This is a genomic window from Kitasatospora cineracea, assembly GCF_003751605.1.
In the GTDB taxonomy this organism is placed as follows: Bacteria; Actinomycetota; Actinomycetes; order Streptomycetales; family Streptomycetaceae; genus Kitasatospora; species Kitasatospora cineracea.
The window spans coordinates 1,098,464-1,116,803 of the sequence record NZ_RJVJ01000002.1 but is presented as its reverse complement, the minus strand read 5'-3'; the positions used below and the strand labels follow the sequence as shown (position 1 = coordinate 1,116,803).

The 18,340-nt window shown below is 74.1% G+C and carries 18 protein-coding genes and 1 pseudogene; 9 read left to right on the top strand and 10 right to left on the bottom strand.

What is annotated here, in order from left to right; translation table 11 throughout:
* Positions 1 to 805 precede the first annotated feature (805 nt).
* Positions 806 to 1,480 carry a hypothetical protein gene (locus EDD39_RS31345; RefSeq protein WP_148089564.1) on the bottom strand — a complete coding sequence of 225 codons (675 nt, stop codon included), beginning with the start codon at positions 1,478 to 1,480 and terminating at the stop codon, positions 806 to 808.
* Positions 1,481 to 2,203: 723 nt separating this feature from the next.
* Here EDD39_RS31345 and EDD39_RS31340 point away from each other — a divergent pair.
* The 3 genes from EDD39_RS31340 (at position 2,204) to EDD39_RS31330 (ending at position 4,819) form a co-directional block, all read left to right on the top strand.
* Positions 2,204 to 2,407, top strand: a complete 204-nt coding sequence (locus EDD39_RS31340) for a cold-shock protein (protein WP_123562528.1) — start codon at positions 2,204 to 2,206, stop codon at positions 2,405 to 2,407.
* Between the two features lie 357 nt (positions 2,408 to 2,764).
* The gene (locus EDD39_RS31335) at positions 2,765 to 4,267 is read left to right on the top strand and encodes a DEAD/DEAH box helicase (protein WP_123562526.1); all 1,503 of its coding nucleotides are present in this window, start codon (positions 2,765 to 2,767) and stop codon (positions 4,265 to 4,267) included.
* A gap of 171 nt (positions 4,268 to 4,438) precedes the next feature.
* Positions 4,439 to 4,819 carry a CBS domain-containing protein gene (locus tag EDD39_RS31330; protein ID WP_123562524.1) on the top strand — a complete coding sequence of 127 codons (381 nt, stop codon included), beginning with the start codon at positions 4,439 to 4,441 and terminating at the stop codon, positions 4,817 to 4,819.
* 306 nt (positions 4,820 to 5,125) lie between these two features.
* Here the strand turns inward: EDD39_RS31330 and EDD39_RS41565 are convergent, their stop codons facing one another.
* The 3 genes and pseudogenes from EDD39_RS41565 to EDD39_RS31315 all read right to left on the bottom strand — a co-directional run bounded on the left by EDD39_RS41565 (position 5,126) and on the right by EDD39_RS31315 (position 7,054).
* The gene (locus tag EDD39_RS41565; RefSeq protein ID WP_244257438.1) at positions 5,126 to 5,407 is read right to left on the bottom strand and encodes a MerR family transcriptional regulator; all 282 of its coding nucleotides are present in this window, start codon (positions 5,405 to 5,407) and stop codon (positions 5,126 to 5,128) included.
* A 593-nt stretch (positions 5,408 to 6,000) separates the two neighbouring features.
* Positions 6,001 to 6,869: pseudogene (locus EDD39_RS31320) on the bottom strand (amidohydrolase family protein).
* Positions 6,866 to 7,054, bottom strand: a complete 189-nt coding sequence (locus EDD39_RS31315) for a hypothetical protein (RefSeq protein WP_123562520.1) — start codon at positions 7,052 to 7,054, stop codon at positions 6,866 to 6,868. Before EDD39_RS31315 ends, EDD39_RS31320 begins: the two are co-directional and overlap by 4 nt.
* Positions 7,055 to 7,078: 24 nt before the next feature.
* Between EDD39_RS31315 and EDD39_RS31310 the strand changes: the two genes are divergently transcribed.
* The 3 genes from EDD39_RS31310 to EDD39_RS31300 all read left to right on the top strand — a co-directional run bounded on the left by EDD39_RS31310 (position 7,079) and on the right by EDD39_RS31300 (position 9,272).
* Complete coding sequence (locus tag EDD39_RS31310) at positions 7,079 to 7,774, top strand: class III extradiol dioxygenase subunit beta (RefSeq protein WP_244257378.1); 696 nt, start codon at positions 7,079 to 7,081, stop codon at positions 7,772 to 7,774.
* 1 nt (position 7,775) lies between these two features.
* Positions 7,776 to 8,744 (top strand): Gfo/Idh/MocA family oxidoreductase, encoded by a 969-nt coding sequence (locus EDD39_RS31305; RefSeq protein WP_123562518.1) that lies wholly within the window; start codon positions 7,776 to 7,778, stop codon positions 8,742 to 8,744.
* Positions 8,745 to 9,026: 282 nt separating this feature from the next.
* Positions 9,027 to 9,272, top strand: coding sequence for a hypothetical protein (locus tag EDD39_RS31300; RefSeq protein ID WP_123562516.1), 246 nt, complete (start codon positions 9,027 to 9,029; stop codon positions 9,270 to 9,272).
* Between the two features lie 16 nt (positions 9,273 to 9,288).
* Here the strand turns inward: EDD39_RS31300 and EDD39_RS31295 are convergent, their stop codons facing one another.
* The gene (locus tag EDD39_RS31295; RefSeq protein ID WP_123562515.1) at positions 9,289 to 9,855 is read right to left on the bottom strand and encodes a helix-turn-helix domain-containing protein; all 567 of its coding nucleotides are present in this window, start codon (positions 9,853 to 9,855) and stop codon (positions 9,289 to 9,291) included.
* A 36-nt stretch (positions 9,856 to 9,891) separates the two neighbouring features.
* Between EDD39_RS31295 and EDD39_RS31290 the strand changes: the two genes are divergently transcribed.
* Positions 9,892 to 11,154, top strand: coding sequence for an alpha/beta hydrolase family protein (locus EDD39_RS31290; RefSeq protein ID WP_123562513.1), 1,263 nt, complete (start codon positions 9,892 to 9,894; stop codon positions 11,152 to 11,154).
* Between the two features lie 99 nt (positions 11,155 to 11,253).
* Here the strand turns inward: EDD39_RS31290 and EDD39_RS31285 are convergent, their stop codons facing one another.
* Both EDD39_RS31285 and EDD39_RS31280 read right to left on the bottom strand, forming a co-directional pair.
* Positions 11,254 to 11,952 (bottom strand): L,D-transpeptidase, encoded by a 699-nt coding sequence (locus EDD39_RS31285; protein ID WP_123562511.1) that lies wholly within the window; start codon positions 11,950 to 11,952, stop codon positions 11,254 to 11,256.
* A complete protein-coding gene (locus EDD39_RS31280; protein WP_123562509.1) occupies positions 11,945 to 12,442 on the bottom strand; it encodes a SigE family RNA polymerase sigma factor in 498 nt (165 codons plus the stop codon). Before EDD39_RS31280 ends, EDD39_RS31285 begins: the two co-directional genes overlap by 8 nt.
* Before the next feature lie 302 nt (positions 12,443 to 12,744).
* Here EDD39_RS31280 and EDD39_RS31275 point away from each other — a divergent pair, with 302 nt between their 5' ends.
* Together EDD39_RS31275 and EDD39_RS31270 are read left to right on the top strand one after the other, a co-directional pair.
* Positions 12,745 to 13,818, top strand: coding sequence for a PP2C family protein-serine/threonine phosphatase (locus tag EDD39_RS31275; protein WP_123562507.1), 1,074 nt, complete (start codon positions 12,745 to 12,747; stop codon positions 13,816 to 13,818).
* Positions 13,819 to 14,316: 498 nt separating this feature from the next.
* The gene (locus EDD39_RS31270; RefSeq protein WP_123562505.1) at positions 14,317 to 14,829 is read left to right on the top strand and encodes a MarR family winged helix-turn-helix transcriptional regulator; all 513 of its coding nucleotides are present in this window, start codon (positions 14,317 to 14,319) and stop codon (positions 14,827 to 14,829) included.
* A gap of 77 nt (positions 14,830 to 14,906) precedes the next feature.
* On the opposite strand, the gene EDD39_RS31265 is transcribed toward EDD39_RS31270, so the two are convergent.
* Genes EDD39_RS31265 through EDD39_RS31255 form a run of 3 tightly spaced genes read right to left on the bottom strand, consistent with a single transcriptional unit; the run spans position 14,907 to position 17,909 of the window.
* Positions 14,907 to 16,205: an ArsB/NhaD family transporter gene (locus EDD39_RS31265; protein WP_123562503.1), complete on the bottom strand. Its 1,299-nt coding sequence runs from the start codon at positions 16,203 to 16,205 to the stop codon at positions 14,907 to 14,909.
* A complete protein-coding gene (locus tag EDD39_RS31260; protein WP_123562501.1) occupies positions 16,202 to 16,675 on the bottom strand; it encodes a CBS domain-containing protein in 474 nt (157 codons plus the stop codon). Before EDD39_RS31260 ends, EDD39_RS31265 begins: the two co-directional genes overlap by 4 nt.
* A complete protein-coding gene (locus EDD39_RS31255) occupies positions 16,662 to 17,909 on the bottom strand; it encodes a cation:proton antiporter (RefSeq protein WP_123562499.1) in 1,248 nt (415 codons plus the stop codon). Before EDD39_RS31255 ends, EDD39_RS31260 begins: the two co-directional genes overlap by 14 nt.
* Positions 17,910 to 18,340 lie beyond the last annotated feature (431 nt).

The following is an 18,340-nucleotide window of genomic DNA, read 5'->3' as shown; positions in this document are numbered from 1 at the left end:
AGCTCCCGGGGAGCGGCTTATATCGCGGGATGATCCGGCGGATATCCAGTCCGTATTCCATGGACCGAGAGGCTCACCGACAGCGGGAGCCCGGAGGAGGGAGGGCCATGGAGCTGCGATCGGACGCCTCCGCCGCGGACCCGTACGGCGGCAGCCGGCGGGGGACCACCCAGGCGGAGGCGCGGGCAGCCTTCCTGCAGCGCATCGGCGGGGAGGCGGTGGACGCCGGGCAGTTCCTTGCCCGGGCGGACGGGGTGGCCCGGGACCACACCGGCCTGTTGGGCGCGGTGCTCGGCGCAGCCGCCGCGGGCAGCGGGCAGGACCCCGGCGAGGATCGCACCGCCGCCGCCCTCACGGCTCTCGCCGCCTACGGCGCGCTGGCGGCCCACCGGCCCGCATGCTCGTCCGAGGAGCAGCCCCCGGTCTGGGGGCTGGACCTGGCCACCGGCTCGCTGCGCCGGATACCGCGCGAGGACGCCTTCGGCGCGCCGCCGCTTCCCCGGCCCCCGTTCCGTCCCCCGGTGGGTGCGGCTGCCGGGCTCACCTGGATCTCCGCTGTGGAGACCGGGTTGGCGCAGCACTGCGAGGCGCTGCTGGCACAGAAGTCACGGGTCGCGGCGATGTCCGGTTCGGTACCCTCCACCGCCCCGGCGATCGGCGTCGAGCAGGAGCGGCGACCGGCCGCACCGCGCGCTCCCCTCGACCCGCCCCGCTGGGCGCGCCCGGTCGAGGCACTGCGGGCCCACGGCCGGGCACCGGTCGCGGTGCTGCTCGACCACGACCCCCAGGCGGTCGCGGTCCTCCCCTATCTCGTCCAGATCGTGCTGGTGGAGACCGCCGGATAGAGCGGAACAGCGGTGCTCGTCGATCGCTCCTCCGAGGGCACCGCGCCGGCCGGGGCGCGGCAGACGAGGTCCACGGCGGAAACCCGGTGTTGCGCTCCGTCGCCTCGCGAAAGATGATCACGGCGCCGAGCGCGGACGCGGCGGATACGAAGAGGCCGCCCGAGTCGGTCCGGCTGAGCGGGAAGTGACCCGCTCACCGACCCGGACCCGGCGATCCGGGCCTGCGCGGCCCTTGCCCCGCTGCCCTCCGGCGATCCGCGCCCCACCGCGATCCTCCTGGAGGCCCCATCGGATCCGCAAGCCGCTGACTGCTGGTTCGACGCCGAGCCCGTGCCCCAACTCGACGGCTGGTTCCGCTTCGCCCTGCTGAGCGCCCTGCTCGCAACGAACCCGTCCCCCGCGAACGGGTCCATCCGCAGCAGGCCGGGGCGGCTGTCGAGCGGGCCGACGACGGCGCTGTCAGCCGCGATCTTGAACCGGGCCGGGTCGAAGTCGACGACCGGCGGCACGGGTCCCAGGTCGTACGGGTGCCGGGAGGCCACCACCCGCAGGTTGCGCAGGCAGTGCTGCGGATCCAACCTCGGCTCGTCCAGGGCGGGTTCGGCGAAGTCCGCGCGTTCGACCACCGTGCTCACCACGCAGGGGTGCACCGCCCGCCCGGTCGCGCAGCACCCCCTCCGACCCGTCGAGCACGGCCGCGACCTCGCCGGTGCGCTGCTCGACCTCCTCCTTGAACTGCTCCTTCACCAAAGCGGGTTCGGTCCGCTCCCGAACCGCCGAGATTCGTGCCGGTTCCCGGGCGCGGCGGTCGTTGCGGAGCGAATCCGGGCAGCGCCGGCCTGGAAATCCTGCATGCCGGAATTCGAGTGGGGTCGTCCGCCGCCTGCGCCGCCTGCGCCGCCGCCGGACGCGGACGGCGCGGCGGCCGACGGCCGGGGCTGCCGCCGGGCGCGGACGGCGCGGCGGCCGACGGCCGGGGCTGCCGCGAGGCAGTCCGTGCGCAGCCGCTCCCGTTCCGTCCGCGTCGCAACTGCCGGGGAGATTCCGGGGTGGGTGCGGCGTGCGTTCTTGTCATCGATGTGCCTGGTGGCGCGGTGTGTTGACCGCGTCGACGGCTCCGGGGCGGCAGGTCGGAAGCCGGTTTCCCAGGGAGCCCGCGGTGAAATATCCACCACGGAACGCATCGGCCTGCTAGAGTCGCATGTAGTTGCAGTAGTGGTTCCCATGAGATTTCTTTACGTCTGCTGAGGTGTCGCGGGCGTATTTTTTTCCGGTTTCGTTCCGGGTGGGTCATCATCGCGGCATCTCGGAGTCGGTACCGTGCGGACTTCGGACAGCCCCTTGAAGGAGATTTATTTATGGCTAATGGCACTGTGAAGTGGTTCAACGCGGAAAAGGGCTTCGGCTTCATCGAGCAGGAGGGTGGCGGCCCGGACGTGTTCGCCCACTACTCGAACATCAACGCCGGCGGCTTCCGTGAGCTGCTCGAGGGCCAGAAGGTCGAGTTCGACGTCGCGCAGGGCCAGAAGGGCCCGCAGGCCGAGAACATCCGTCCGCTGTAGTTTTCCTGCCACGGCGCCCGCCCGGCAGCGAGGGGCCCGCACCGCGTACACGCTCGGTGCGGGCCCCTCGGCATTGCGCCACGACGCACGTCCCGGCCAGTCCCGGCCCCGCCATCGGCGGTCATCCCCACGCGAGGCGCCCGGCGCCGCGTACGGATCGCCGCCCTGCCGTGTCATTCCACGGTTCGAGGTTCTTCGCTCCCACCTCTTCCCGGTGAGCGCCGACCGCAGGTGACGTGCCGCACGGTTCCACCGTCCACGCCCCGCCCGTCATACTTCCGGCCCGTTTCCTTGCGGCCTCCGCCCAGCGCCGCGGAGCCCTCCTCGTGACGTGCCGTCCCGAGGAAGGTCTCCCGCATGAACAGTTCCAGTCGCTTCCCGCAGCAGGGTTCCCGCTCCCGTTCCGCCGCAGGCTCCCGCTCCGGTGGCTCCTTCCACGGTGGCCGGCCCGTCGGCGGCCGGAGCGCCGCCGACCGCCGCAGCCGTCAGAAGCCTTCCGTGCAGGGCGAGTTCGCGCTGCCGACGAGCACGACCCCGGCGCTGCCGGCCGTCGAGTCCTTCGACGAGCTGGACATGCCGGGGGCGCTGCTGGCGACGCTGACCCGCCAGGGCGTCACCTCGCCGTTCCCGATCCAGGCCGCGACGCTGCCGAACTCGCTGGCCGGCCGCGACGTGCTCGGTCGCGGCCGCACCGGCTCCGGCAAGACCCTCGCGTTCGGCCTCGCCCTGCTGGCCCGCACCGCCGGCCGGAAGGCCGAACCGGGTCGACCGCTGGCGCTGGTCCTGGTCCCCACCCGCGAACTCGCGCAGCAGGTGACCGAGGCCCTCACCCCGTACGCCCACGCGGTGCGCCTGCGCCTGGCCACGGTGGTCGGCGGGGTGTCCATCGGACGCCAGGCCCAGGCGCTGAGCCGCGGCGCCGAGGTCGTGGTCGCCACCCCCGGACGGCTCGCGGACCTGGTCCAGCGCGGTGACTGCCGGTTGGACGGAGTCGGCACCACGGTCCTGGACGAGGCCGACCAGATGGCCGACGTGGGTTTCCTGCCGCAGGTGATCGCCCTCCTCGACCAGGTCGCCGAAGGCTGCCAGACGATGCTGTTCTCCGCCACCCTGGACCGCAACGTCGACCGCCTGGTCCGCCGCTTCCTGAAGGACCCGGTCACGCACTCGGTGGACCCGTCCGCGGGCGCGGTCAGCACGATGGAACACCACGTGCTGCACGTGCACAGCTCCGACAAGGCCGCCACGATCGCGCACATCGCCTCCCGCGACGGCGGGGTCATCATGTTCACCGACACCAAGTACGGCGCCGACCGCCTGGTGCGGGACCTGCTCGCCAACGGGGTCAAGGCCGCGGCCCTGCACGGCGGCAAGTCCCAGCCGCAGCGCACCCGCACCCTGGAGCAGTTCCGCAACGGCCAGGTCACCGCCCTGATCGCCACCAACGTCGCCGCCCGCGGCATCCACGTCGACGGCCTCGACCTGGTCGTCAACCTGGACCCGCCCGCCGACCACAAGGACTACCTGCACCGCGGCGGACGCACCGCCCGGGCCGGCGAGTCCGGCACCGTCGTCACCCTGGTCCTGCCCGACCAGCGCCGCGAGACGGCCCGCATGATGACCACCGCCGCCATCACCCCCGTCACCACCCGCGTCAGCGCCGGAGACGAGGAACTGGCCCGGATCACCGGCGCCCGCGTGCCCACCGGCATCCCCACCGTGATCGCCGATCCGGTCGTCGAACGCCCGCGCCGCAGCACCTCCACGAGCCGTAACCGGCGCCGCCGGGCTTCTCGCGCCGCACGTGCTGTCGCCGGCTCCCGCACCGGGATGCCCGAGCCCACCGCCCTCGCCGGTTAGCGCGCCGTACGGGCCGGACCGTGACACGGTGCCCGCTCGCACGCCCTGGGGCCGCACGTCCGGCCCCGCCCGTCACGGCCCCACCGCACGCTGCGAACCACCGTCAGCCCGCCCCCGCCAGCACCCGGACCACCGCCCTCGTCGGCGGCGACGACCCGAAGGACAACGCCCATGACCATCAGCCTCGAACGGCCCGCGACCATCACCACGGTCGGCGACCTCATGAAACACCCGGAACTGCAGATCGGCGACGACGTCACCGCCGACACCGCGATGGACATCCTGCACAGCTCCGGTGCGGACCACGTCCTGGTCCGCGCCGACGACGGCCGCTGCGCCGGGCTGCTGACCCGGCTCCACCTCGCGCCGTTCCAGGCCCGGTCCTGGTACACCGAGCGCACCCCGGTCCGCGACATCGCCCTCGACCGCGCCCCGTTCGCCACCGCCGACATGCCGGCCTCGGACGCCCTCGCCGCCATGCGCGCCCGAGGTCTGGACACGTGGCCGGTGGTGGACCACGACGGCCACGCCGTCGGCCTCCTCGACTTCTAGGACCGGCCGAAGGCACCCGCCGGTCGACGCCGGACCGCCTACCGTCGGGCCGGGCCCGAGGCGGCGGCGGCTGCCAAAGGGACGGGTGTGCCGGGACCGTGCGGCGCTGCACGGGCCGGGGTCGTCCGGGAGCGGCGGTGTGGGTCACGAGTCCACACGCAGGACTCGGGCCGTGCCGGTGCGGTTCGGCAGGGTTGCGACGGCCCGCCCGGAACGACAGCCCCGGTTCTCCCCGGCCGTGGGGCGGCTGCCGTGACAGTGATCGGGACGTGGCGGTGTCCCGGCCGAGGTCGTCCACGGTGGGGGTCAGGTGTCGGCCGCCGAGTCCGGTCCGCTCTGGCTGCGGCGCAGTTGCTCGTTGATGCGCAGGGCTTCTTCGAGTTGGTCCTCGAGGATGATGATGCGGCAGGCCGCTTCGATGGGGGTGCCCTGGTCGACGAGGTCGCGGGCGCGCATGGCGATGCGCAGCTGGTAGCGGGAGTAGCGGCGGTGGCCGCCTTCGGAGCGCAGCGGGGTGATGAGGCGGTGTTCGCCGAGGGCGCGCAGGAAGCCGGCGGTGGTGGCGGTCATCTCGGCGGCGCGGCCCATGGTGCAGGCGGGGTGGTCGTCGTCGAAACTGCTTGCGGTGATGGGTCGGTTGGTGGTCGTGGTCACTGCACCTCTTCGAGTGGGTTTCAGGAACGCGTGGAGGGGCCCCGGCGCCGTGGCGGCTCCGGGGCCCCGAAGGGGAAACAACACCATCTACCGGCTCTGGCCGGGTTCCTTGTTCCGCACCGCCCCGGGGGAGGGGACCTGCGGGGATCGCGTATGCGTGACCGGAAACCACCGTCCTTCGTGCTTCGAGGGGTCTGCGGTGTCCGCCCGGACGAGAACTGCTTCATCTCACGGGCCGGGCGATCCTGATGGCGTTTGCGCCCTCCGTTCTTCCTCTCGGTCAAATGACATCCTGCGAACTACTGGTACTGCGTACTGCCGGTTTGGCACAGGTACTACCCGGTACTGCCGTGGTGACCGGAGAGGCCCGCCATCCGGTCCGGCGGTCGGTCCCGTCGCCTTCCTGCAACAACCCTGACTTCAGTACCCCGCGACCGGACCGGCCTGCGAACTTCTTCGACGATCCCGCACCCTGGTGGCGGACCTCCTGGGAACCACGTCCGCCGAGGGCGGCGGAGGGCGCGTCGTCAGAGGTTCAGGACGCGGGCGGCGTTCTCCTTGAGGATCAGCGGGCGGACCTCCGGCTTGAGGCCGAGGGTGTCGAAGTCGGCCAGCCAGCGGTCGGGTGTGACGACGGGGTAGTCCGAGCCGAACAGCACCTTGTGCCGGAGGAAGGACCCGGCGGCCTCCACCAGTTGCGGCGGGAAGTACTTCGGTGACCATCCGGACAGGTCGATGTACACGTTGGCCTTGTGCGTGGCGATGGAGATCGTCTCGTCCTGCCAGGGCACCGACGGGTGCGCCAGGACGATCGTCAGGCCGGGGAAGTCGGCGGCGACGCCGTCCAGCAGCATCGGGTCGGACCGGCGCAGCTTGATGCCGCGCCCACCGGGCAGGCCCGCGCCGATGCCGGTCTGGCCGGTGTGGAAGAGGGCGGGGACGCCCAGTTCCTGGATCGCCTCGTAGAGCGGGTAGTGCTCGGGGGCGTTCGGTGCGAAGGCCTGGAGGCCGGGGTGGAACTTGAAGCCGCGGACGCCGTGGTCGCGGACGAGCGAGCGAGCGAGCGGGCCCGGGCGACGGCGTCGGGCCGGTGCGGGTCGACGGAGCCGAACGGGACGAGGACGTCGGGGTGGGCGGCGGCCGCCTCGGCGATCTCCTCGCTGGACAGGGCGGGGCGGCCCAGGCCGGTGGTGGCGTCGACCGTGAAGATCACGGCGGCCACGCGGTGCTCGCGGTAGTGGGCGGCCAGGTGTTCGACGGTCGGGGTGCGGTCCTGGCCGGACTTGAAGTAGGCGGCCGAGGCGTCCATCAGCTCCGCGTCGAGCGCGAGGTGCCCGTGGGCGTCCTGCTCCACGTGGACGTGGAAGTCGACGGCGACCGCATCGGTGGGGTTCACGGGGGTGCCCACAGGTGGTCGGTCCGGTTCTTGGCGTCGAGGAGGAGGGAGAGGAGGGCGTCGCGTTCCGCGACCAGGCCGGCCTCCGGGGTGCCGGCCAGCTCCTCCCTGACGCCTTCGCGGACGGCGTGCGTCAGTTCGGGGGTGAGGCGCGGTGCGCCGAGGTCCGCCCACCACTCCTCCATGGGCGGGCCGAGGTGCTCCAGGACGTGCGCGATGCCGCCCGGGCCGCCGGAGAGGTGCTGGTTGAGGAAGGGGCCGAGCAGGGCCAGGGCTACGGGCCGCGGCCCGTCCCGGGCATCGAGGGCCACCCCGAGCTCGCCGCGCACATCGCGCACTCGCTCATCCGCGACGACTTCGACCTCACCCTCGCCCACGAGATGAGCGTCGACCACGGCCTGACCGTCCCGCTGTCCCTGCTGTTCGGCGACGTCGAGCGGTGGCCGTGCAAGGTGATCCCGTTCCACGTCAACGTCGTTCAGTACCCCGTGCCCTCGGGCGAGAGGTGCTTCCGGCTCGGCCGGGCACTGCGCCGGGCCGTCGAGTCCTACGACCGGCCGCTGAAGGTCCAGGTGTGGGGGACCGGCGGCATGAGCCACCAACTCCAGGGCCCCCGGGCCGGCCTGATCAACCGCGAGTGGGACAACGCCTTCCTGGACCGGCTGGTCCGGGACCCGGCCGGCCTGGCGCGGGTGCCGCACCTGGAGTACGTCGAGGAGGCGGGCTCGGAGGGCATCGAACTGGTCATGTGGCTGATCGCCCGCGGCGCGATGAGCGACCTCGACGCAGGCGGCGAGATCGAGGTCAAGCACCGCTTCTACCACGTCCCGGCCTCCAACACGGCCGTCGGACACCTGATCATCGAGAACCACCCGCGGGCCGGGACGCCCGCCGGGAAGGAGTGACATGACTGACGACCGGACCGTCCGGATCGCCCTCGCCGGCGGCGGCGCCTTCGGAGCCAAGCACGCGGCCGCGCTCAGGCGGATCAAGGGCGTCGAGGTGACCGCCGCCGTGAGCAGCACCCTCGACCGCGCCCGGGCGTTCGCCGCCGAGCACGGCATCGGCCGGGGCGTCGCCACCCTGGACGAGGCCCTGGCGATGGACGACGTCGACGCCGTCGTCCTCGCCACGCCCACCCCGATGCACGCCGCCCAGACCCTGGCCTGCCTGGAGGCGGGCAAGCACGTCCAGGTGGAGATCCCGCTGGCCGCCTCGCTGGCCGACGCCGAGGAGTGCCTGGCCGCGCAGCGGAGCACCGGACTCGTCGCGATGGCCGGGCACACCCGGCGCTTCAACCCCAGCCACCAGTGGGTGCGCCGGCGGATCCGGGCCGGCGAGTTCCGCATCCAGCAGATGGACGTGCAGACCTACTTCTTCCGCCGCACCAACCTCAACGCCCTCGGGCAGCAGCGCTCCTGGACCGACCACCTGCTGTGGCACCACGCCGCGCACACCGTCGACCTGTTCGCGTACCAGACCGGCTCGCCGATCGTCCGGGCCAACGCGATCCAGGGACCGGTCCACCCCGACCTCGGCATCGCGATGGACATGTCGATCCAGCTCCGCGCCGAGAACGGGGCGATCTGCACCCTGTCGCTCTCGTTCAACAACGACGGGCCGCTCGGTACGTTCTTCCGCTACATCGGCGACACCGGCACCTACCTCGCCCGCTACGACGACCTGTTCACCGGCAAGGACGAACCGATCGACGTCAGCGGCGTCGACGTCTCGACGGACGGCATCGAACTCCAGGACCGCGAGTTCGTCGCCGCCATCCGCGAGGGCCGCGAGCCGGACTCCTCCATCGCCCAGGTGATGTCCTGCTACCGCACCCTGGCCGCCCTGGAGGCACAGCTCGACGCCGGCGCCTGACCGTCGGGCCGGGCCGCACGGACCTCGGCCGGATCCTGTCTTTGCACTGTGCAAGAATCGGGGGCCTCCGGGTGCCCCCGGCTCCGGTGCGGCGGATTCGTCCCGTCGGGCGGCGCGTGCTTGTCCATTCTTTGCACTGTGCAATAAAATGGGCCGCGGGTGGTCGGGAGCGCCTCCCCAGGGCCGTGCTCGACCACCGGGGAAGCCGAGAACCCCGCGCCGCGCTCCCCGAGGACGGGCGGGTCGCCCGGAGAAGAGCCGAAACTGCCGAGGAGTGGTGGCGTGGAACGCACCCCTGCGGGCGCCGGGGAGCCGGACGGGTGCGCGGACGCCGACCGGGTCGCCGCCCGCCTGCTCGCGGAGGTCGCAGCCGCCAAGGCCCGCCTGACCGAAGAGGCCAGGGCCATCAGGGAGATCGACCGCGCCCTCGCCGCCGGACCGCAGCGCGGCGCGTCCGGACCGGCGCGGGACCCGGCCCCGGCCCCGGCCCCGGCCTCGGACCCGGATCCGGGGGCGGAATCCGGATAGGGCCGACCGGTGCCCGTCACCCGGACGGGCGGCTGTCGTGCCCGGTGTCCGGCCGGGCCGCTTCGACCGGGAAGTGCACGGGGCTGAGCAGGTACTGCGCCCGGCCGGGGGCCGGGGGGTTGGCCAGGCGCGGGGCGATGGCCGCGCGCAACTCGCCGATCAGCTCCGTCATTTCGGCGGGGCTGAGCCACAGGGTGTGCTGCCGGTAGCCCACCTGGTCGGCCACCGGGTCCGACCCCTCGCGGTCGAGGTAGGCGTCGAACTCGGCGAGCAGGGCGGTCGTCGCGGTGGCGAACGCCTGCCGGTGGTCGTCCGGGGTGAGCGTGCGGATCGTTTCGGCGTCGATCGCGGCCCGGTCCCGGCGCAGCCGGTAGTGCCGCTCGACGGCCCCGCGCACCCGGTGCTCCTCCGCGACCTCCAGGACGCCGCCGCCCACCAGCGTCTCGACGTGCCGGTAGACGGTGGCCTTGGAGGCGTCCGGGAGGCGCGCGCACAGCTGGGCGGTGGTCAACTGCCGTCCGCCGCCGAGCGCGTGCACGATCCGCAGCCGGACGGGGTGGGCGAGCAGCTTCAGGGGGTCCATGCCCGAACTTTCTCACACCTGATACCTTTCTCAATCATGAGAATGGATGAGGGCGGGGTACTGGACGCGGCACGCACCCTCGCCGCACTGCTGGAGGCCGGACGCTTCGACGACATCGCCGGCCTCTTCGCACCGCCGCTGCGCGCCGCCGTCCCCGCCGAGGCGCTGCGCCTGGCCTGGGCCGTCGAGACCGGCGGCCGCGGCGGCGTCCGGGCCCTCGCCGAGCCCCGGCCGGAGCCCGGCGGCGCCGACCCGGTCCGGGTGCGGATCCCGGTCACCTGCGCGGACGGGGGCTTCACCGTGGTCACCTCGGTCGGCGCCGACGGCCTGCTGCACGGGCTGCGCCTGGACCCGCACGACGGCGCCGACTGGCAGGCGCCGCCCTACGCGCACGAGGACCGGTTCACCGAACGCGAGGTCCTGCTCGGCACCGGGCCGCTCGCCGTGCCCGGCACGCTCACCCTCCCCGCCGGACCCGGCCCGTGGCCCGCCGCGGTGCTCCTCGCCGGCGGCGGACCGTTCGACCGGGACGGCACCAGCGGCCCCAACAAGCCGCTCAAGGACCTCGCCTGGGGACTCGCCTCCCGCCGCACAGCCGTCCTGCGTTTCGACAAGCCGGCCTTCGCCCACCCCGGCCGCGTCCCGGCCGGCTCCACCATGGCCGACGAGTACCTGCCGTCCGCCCTCGCCGCCGTCGAACTCCTGCGGCACCTCCCCGGCATCGACCCCGACCGCGTCCACCTGGTCGGCCACAGCGCGGGCGGCAAGGCGGCGCCCCGGATCGCCGCCGCCGACCCGTCGGTCGCCGGACTGGTCCTGCTCGCCGCGGACGCCGAGCCCATGCACCGCGCCGCCGTCCGGGTCGCCCGCCACCTCGCCGCCCTGGCCCCCGGCCCCGACGCCGACCGGGCGGTGGCCGACCTCGCCCGCAAGGCCGACCTGGTCGACGACCCCGACCTCGCCCCCGACACCCCGGCACGCCTCCTGCCGCTGGGGTTCTCCGCCCCGTACTGGCTCGACCTGCGCTCCTACGACCCGGTCGCGACCGCCGCCGCCCTGGACCGTCCGCTGCTCCTGCTCCAGGGCGGCCGGGACTACCAGGTCACCGTCGCCGACGACCTGGCGCGCTGGCGGCGCGGCCTCGCGCACCGCGGCGACGTGACGATCCGCGTCCACCCGGACGCCAACCACCTCTTCCTGCCGGGCACCGGCCGCCCGTCCCCGGCCGAGTACGCGGTGCCCGGACACGTCGCCCCCGCCGTGGTCGACGAGATCGCCACCTGGCTGGGGCCGCGGTAGCGGATCAGCCGTGACAGAGTCCGCTCGACGACCCGCCCGCGCCGTCCGGGCCGCCGCCGGAACCGGTCCGGGAACGGCGGCCGGAAGCCGCCGTTCCCGCTACGGGGAGGGCGGTGCGCCGGACGGGCCGCCGGCGGAGGAGCCGACCACTTCGACGGTGTCGCCGGGTTCGACGTGGTCGTAGAACCACCGTGCGTCGTCCGGCAGCAGGCCCACGGCCCCGCGGGTGGTGTTCGCCTGGCCGATGCCGGAAGCGGGCAGCCAGGGCATCGAGCAGACGTAGGCGGGGGTCGCGCTGCCGGGCCGGCCGAGCCGCACGCACCAGTCCGCGGTCGCGCCCCCCTGCCCGCCGGAGGCGCCGTCGTCGGACAGCCCGACCTTCGGGAGCTTGTCCTGGACCGTCATCCGTCCTCCGGGCGTCTCGTTGCCCGGCCGACCCGCCGTGACGTCGAGCACCGTCGTGCGGCCGTCGTTCCCCGTGACCGTCATCCGGTGGCTGTCGGTGTCGATGACGGCGACGGGCGCCGCGGCCGCTGTCCGGCCGGCCATCGGCGACGGCGGGGCGGCGGGCGGGGCCGACGGCTGCGGTGCGGTGCCGGACCGGAGGCCGCCGGCGATCACGACGGCGGCCGCGAGCACGGTCGCGGACCCCAGCGCGATGCGGCGCCGACGGAGGCGCCGGACGCCGGCGCGGTGAACCTCGGCGGGTGGCAGGGGAAGCGCGGACGGAGCGTCGGCGATCAGCTGCCGCAGGGCGACGGAGAGGCCGTCGGTGTCGGGGCCGGCGTGGTCAGGCACGGATGAGTTCCCTCTCGTCCCGGTCGGAAAGGTGTTCGGCCAGTGCGGCACGGCCGCGGGAGAGCCGGGCCTTGACCGTGCCCTCGGCGACCCCGGTCTCCCGGGCGACCTCGGCCACGGTCAGATCGCACAGGTGGAAGAGGACGATGGCCTGCCGCTGCGCCGCCGGGAGCTTGCGCAGCCCCGCGACCAGCGCGGTGTGCTCGGGCCCGGGGCCGGGCGCGTCCTCGTGGAGGTGGTTGCGGAACACCAGGTCCAGGCCCCGGCGCGCCCGCCGCCAGCGGCTGACGGCCAGCCGCCAGGCCACCGTGCGGATCCAGGCGTGGGGCGAGCCCGAGCCGCTCAGTTGCCCGCGCCGCCCCCAGGCGCGCAGGAATGCTTCTTGCACCGCGTCCTGCGCCTCGTTGTAGTCCCCTGTCATGGCGTAGATCTGCCTCACCAGGAGGGAGAACGAAGACACGTAGAACGCGTCGAACTCCTCATCGGTCATCCCGCTGCCGTTCCCGTCGTCCGCATCGGACGCACGCGCGTCCGACCGTAATACCGGCGTCGCGAACGGCGGGTTGCATCGAATGCCCGACGGGTTCGCGCCGCCACCGGCCCGTCCCGGTGCCGGGCCGGTGGGCGGTCGGGGTGTTCTGACCCGGGTGGGCACGGTCTCCACACCCCCTCCACCGCCGGGCGGGACCTCTCCGCGCGGGCGCCCGGGAACCGGCGACGGGCCTTGTGCAGTCACTTTGCACAGTGCAAAAGTAGCGGTGGCGGTGAACCCCGCCGCCGGAAAGGGGGACCATGCAGCCCCGCGGAACCGGAGTGGACCTGCTGCTGCCCGTGCTGCCGTTCGCCGCCATGGCCGCCGTCGCCGCCGTCGAGCTCTCGGCGGGCCCCGAGGTCGGCTACCTCGCCCTGTTCTCCATCGGCCCGGCCTTCGCCTGCGTCAGCGGCACCGTCCGCCGCGCCCTGCTGGTCGGCGCGCTGGCCTTCGTCCTGTGCACGGCCGCCGCCTGCTACGACGGCATGTTCGGCAGCAGGCGGGCCACCGTCGCCCTCGCCTCGGTCGCCGGGGTCACCGCCGCCGCCGCCCTCGCCGCCGCACTGCGCCGACGGGCCGAACGCGAACTCGCCGACGTCCGCTCGGTCGCCGAGGCCGCCCAGCGGGTCCTGCTGCGCCCGGTGCCCACCCTGGCGGCCGGGCCGTGGGCCCTGGCGGTCTCCTACACCAGCGCCGCCGCCGAGGCCCGCATCGGCGGCGACCTCTACGAAGTGGTGCCGACCGCGGTGGGCACCACCCGGGTCGTGGTGGGCGATGTGCAGGGCAAGGGCCTGGACGCGGTGGAGACCGCCGCCGTCGCGCTGGGCGCTTTCCGCGAGGCCGCGCCCGAGGAGCCGACCCTGGCGGCGGTCGGCGCGCGGATGGAGCGCGCCCTCGACCGGCGCCTGGAGGGCGAGGAGTTCGTCAGCGCGGTCCTCGCCGAGATCACCGCCGACGGCGCCGTCACCCTCCTCAACTACGGCCACCCGCCACCGCTGGTCGTGCGCGCCGACGGCGCGGCCCAGTGGGCCGAACCCGCCCGGTGCGCCCCGCCGCTCGGCCTCGCCGCCCTCGGCCCCGCCGGGCCCGAGGCGCACGGCCTGCGCCTCGGCACGGGCGACCAACTGCTGCTCTACACCGACGGCGTCACCGAGACCCGCGACCGCACCGGCGAGTTCTACCCCCTGCTGGAGCGCTCCGGACTGCTGTCCGTCGACGACCCGGACGGCGCGCTGGAGGCGCTGCGCCGCGACGTCGCCGCCTACGCGGCCGGACCGCTCAAGGACGACGCCGCGATGATGCTGCTGCGCCGCCGCTCGGACGAGCGGGCTTGAGGGGCGGGTCGGCCGCGCCGGCGGGGTTGTGGCGCCCGGCGCGGAGGACCGGGCGCGGTTCGCCGTTCCGGGAGGCGAGATGACGGCGGTGGCGACCGGCACCGCGACGCCGACGCCGGCGGCCCGGTGAGGGGGGCGGTGCGCAGCCGGGTGCCGTCCCGGGGGCCTGGCGGCGGCGGTGGGTTCGAAGGGGCCCGGGACGTCTACGGCGGGCGGGCCCGGCGGGGGCTACGACCTCCCCGCGGGCACGCCCGCCGCGTGAGCGGACCCACTGGCGGTGAGCGGCGGGGATGTCGCTCCAGGGGGAAGCCCAGTCCCCGAGGCCGCGACCGGTGGAGCACCCGTGCGAGTGGACGGCCGGCGCCAAGAAGACCTTTGCATTATGCAAAGAAAATGCCGGGTGCGCCAGACCCGGCACCCGGAAAGCCGGATCGGGGGACGGCGCCGAGGGCGCACTCCGCGCTCCGCGCGCCCGGACCCGGGATGTAGAAAGGACCCATGACGGACGATCACTCGCCATCACGACCCGGCTCCCCGAACCAGGGGGGACTCGAGGAGGACCTGGTCACCGCGGTCCTGACCGCCTCCCGGGTCCTGGTCGCCATCTCGGCGCGCTCGCTCGGCGAGGTCGCCGAGTCGCTGACGCTCCCCCAGTTCCGGATGCTCGTCCTGCTGCACTCCAGAGGTGCGATGAGCCTCTCGCGCCTGGCCGAGCACCTCGCCGTCAACCCGTCCACCGCGATGCGCATGCTGGAGCGGCTCACCGCCGCCGGCATGGTCGTGCGCGACACCCGCCCCGAGGACCGGCGCGAGGTGCGCGCCGCCCTCACCGAGCAGGGCGCCCGCACCGTCGTCGGGGCCACCGAGCGCCGCCGCGAGGAGATCCGCCGCATCGTCCAGGCCATGCCCGCCCGCCAGCGCACCGGCCTCGTCCAGGCCCTGCGGGCCTTCGCCGACGCCGGAGCCGAACCCGCCGCACCCCACAAGCAGCCCGAACCCCTCGGCTGGTAGGCGGCGGTCCTCCGGCGTCGGCGGGCCGAGGGCGTTCAGGCGGGGGCGCTCAGGCGGGGGTGCTCAGGCGGGGGTGCTCAGGCGAGGGCGAAGTGGCGCAGCCACAGGTAGAGGGCGGAGACGGCGACGGTGGCGGCGGTGACGGGGATGCCGTAGCGGGTGAAGGTCCAGAAGCTGATGGGTTGTCGGTTGCGTTCGGCGATGCCGAGGACGACGACGTTGGCGGAGGCGCCGATGGCGGTGGCGTTGCCGCCGAGGTCGGCGCCCAGGGCCAGGGCCCACCACAGGACGTGGCCGTAGGGCTGGCCGACGGTGTGGGCGAGGTCGGCGGTGATGGGGGCCATGGTGGCGACGTAGGGGATGTTGTCGACGACGCCGGACAGGACCGCGGAGGCGACGAGCAGGAGCATGACGGCGCCGAGCGGGCTGCCGCCGGTGGCGTCGGCCAGGGCCTTGGAGACGGTTTCGATGACGCCGGTCTCGATGAGGGCGCCGACCATGACGAACAGGCCGGCGAAGAAGGCGAGGGTGGGCCACTCGACCTCGGCGAGGACGTCCTTGACCTCGGCCTTGGAGACGGCGACCAGGATTCCGGCGCCGAGCAGGGCGACCACGGACGGGGCGTAGTGGACGACGGGGTGCAGCACGAACCCGGCGATGACGAGGGCGAGGACGGCGAGGCCCTGGGCGAGCAGGCGGCGGTCGTGGATCGCCTCGCGCTCGTTCAGGGCCATCACCTCGGCGGCGCGCTCCTCGTCGTACGTGAAGTGCTCGCGGAAGAGGAAGCGGCACATCGCCAGCAGGACGGCGGTCAGGACGATCGCGAGCGGGGCGAGGTGGACGAGGAAGTCGTTGAAGGTCAGGCCGCCGCGGCTGGCGATGATGATGTTGGGCGGGTCGCCGACCAGGGTGGCGGTGCCGCCGATGTTGGAGGCGAAGACCTCGGCGATCAGGAACGGGGCGGCCTTCAGCCCGAGGCGCTTGCACACCAGCAGGGTGACGGGGGCGACGAGCAGCACGGTGGTGACGTTGTCGAGCAGCGCGGAGGCGGCGGCGGTGATGACGACGAGCATGGCCATGACGCGGAAGGGCTTGGCGCGGGCGCGTTTGACGGACCAGACGGCCAGGTACTCGAACAGGCCGGTGCGTTTGAGGACGCCGACGATCATCATCATGCCCATCAGCAGGAAGATGACGTTCCAGTCGATGCCGGAGTCGGTGGAGAAGAAGGCGGCTTCGTCGTCGGTGGCGCGGAGGGCGAGCATCGCGGCGGCGCCGCCGAGGGCGGCGGCGACGCGGTGGACCCATTCGGTGATGATCAGGACGTAGGCGGCGGCGAAGACCGCCAGGGCCGCCCAGGCGTGCCAGTCGTTCACGAGGCCCCCAGGAGTCGGTGCAGCAGGTTCGAGGCGGTGACCACGCCGAGCAGCCGCCCCCCGGCGGCTGCTCGGCCGTCGGGGGGCCGCTCCACGACGGCGACCAGCGGACTGCGGGTGCGGGCCATCAGGGCGGCGACCTCCACCGCGGTGTCCTCGGCGTCGGCGACCGGCGGCCGGGGCGCGTCCTTGGGCAGGCACTCGCCCACCCGCACCCCGGTCAGCTCCTCGCAGAGCCGGTCGGCGTGCGCCTCGTCGACCACGGCGGCGAGCGCCGGGTCCTCGACCAGGTACTCCGGCACCAGCAGGCGTACGAGCTGGGAGGCGGGCAGGACGGCGCGGGGCACGCCGGGGCCGTCGACGACCAGCACGCCCGGCAGGCGGTGCTCGGCCAGCAGCCGGGCCGCGTCCAGGGCCTGGTCGTCGAGGCCGACGGTGGGGAAGGGTTCGGCGAGGTCACGTGCGCGCATCGGGTGCCTCCGGGGCGGGAGCGGGGGTACGGGGCCGGGCCGGGAGCAGGACGGCTCCGGACTCGGGTTCGTCGACGTGGAAGAGGCGGGCGATGGGGACGTCGGTGCTGGAGTGCACGAGGATCGAGGCGGCGATGCACACCGCGATCAGGGTGTACGCCTGCTCGCCCTGCGGGATGCCGGCCTGCAGGACGAGCAGCCCGTAGACGACGGAGGCGAAGTCCTTGGGTCCGAACCAGGCCGCCACCAGCTGCTCGCGCCGGTCGATCCGGGAGCGGATCAGGGAGAGCAGCAGCGAGGCGGGGCGGATCAGCGCGATCGCCAGCACCACCGCCGCGTACCCGCCCCAGGACAGGCCGCCGAACAGGGCGGGGGTGAGGAGCGCGCCGAAGACCAGCAGTGCGGCGAACTTCGCCAGCTCGGCGAGGGCTTCGCCGAGCGGCTCGAACGCCGCCTTGGACTCGGGGGAGACGGAGGCGAGGACCGCGCCGGCGGAGAACGCGGCGAGGTACGGGTTGGCGTGGGTGAGGTGGCACGTCGCGTACAGGATGACCCCGGTGGCCAGCGGCAGCAGCGGCTGGAGTTTCGCCTCCGCGCCCAGCCCGGGGACGCGCACCAGGGCGTTGACCGCCAGCGGCAGCACGACGCCGAGCGCGAGGCCGCCGACGAGTTCCAGGCCGATGGTGGGCAGCGACGCCTCGAAGTGGGGCGAGGCGGGGCCGGCCGCGGCGATCAGCACCAGCACCACCGGCAGTGCCAGGCCGTCGTTCAGCCCGGACTCGACGTTCAGCAACTGCCGCAGCCGCGCCGGGACTTCCTTGCGCCCGACGATCGCGGAGGCGAAGACCGGGTCGGTCGGGGCGAGGACCGCGCCGACCAGCAGCGAGGTCGTCCAGTCCAGCCCGGCCAGCAGGTGCGCCACCAGCGCCGTCCCGCCGAACGCCAGCGGCATCCCCAGGCCCAGCGCCCGGGCGGGGTTGCGCCAGGCGGCGCGCAGGGCGGGGAAGGCGACGTGCATGCCGTCGGTGAACAGCACCGTGAACAGCGCGAGGTCCGCGGTCGCGGCGACGACCGGGCTGTTCGGGGTGACGTGGATCAGGCCGAGGAGGCCGTCGCCGGCCAGTGCCCCGGCGGCGAGGAACAGCAGGGAGGTGGAGAGCACGGTGCGGGCGGCCAGGCCCGACAGCAGGACCGCGACGAGCAACGCGGCCCCGAACACGACGACGAGCACCACGAAAGGTGACCCCCGGATCGGCGAAGGAGCAAGAGGGCTCTCCCCTTGCTCGCCGACCAGGCTTCCCGGCACACCGCGAGTGACTTTATACGACTCTTACGGCTCCTTGACAGACCCTTTGCGGCCGGGCGGGCCCGGCGGCCACCCGCGAAGGGCTCTCAACCACCCCGCCACCGGCCGAACCCCCGCGGTGGGCCGACGGCGGCCACCTCACCGGGACCCGGCCGCCGTCGGCCGAGGCCGGCGGCGCCACCGCCCGCCGCAAGCGCACCGTGATCGGGCTGCTCCGGGTGCCGCCCGGGAGGGTCAGCGGCGCAGGCGGAGGTCTCCGTCGCGGTCGCTCTCGTAGCGGTCGTTCGCCAGGTTGGCGGCGAAGCCCTGGAGGAAGGCCGGCCAGCCGGGCGCGGGTTCGCCGTTGGGGACGCCGTGGT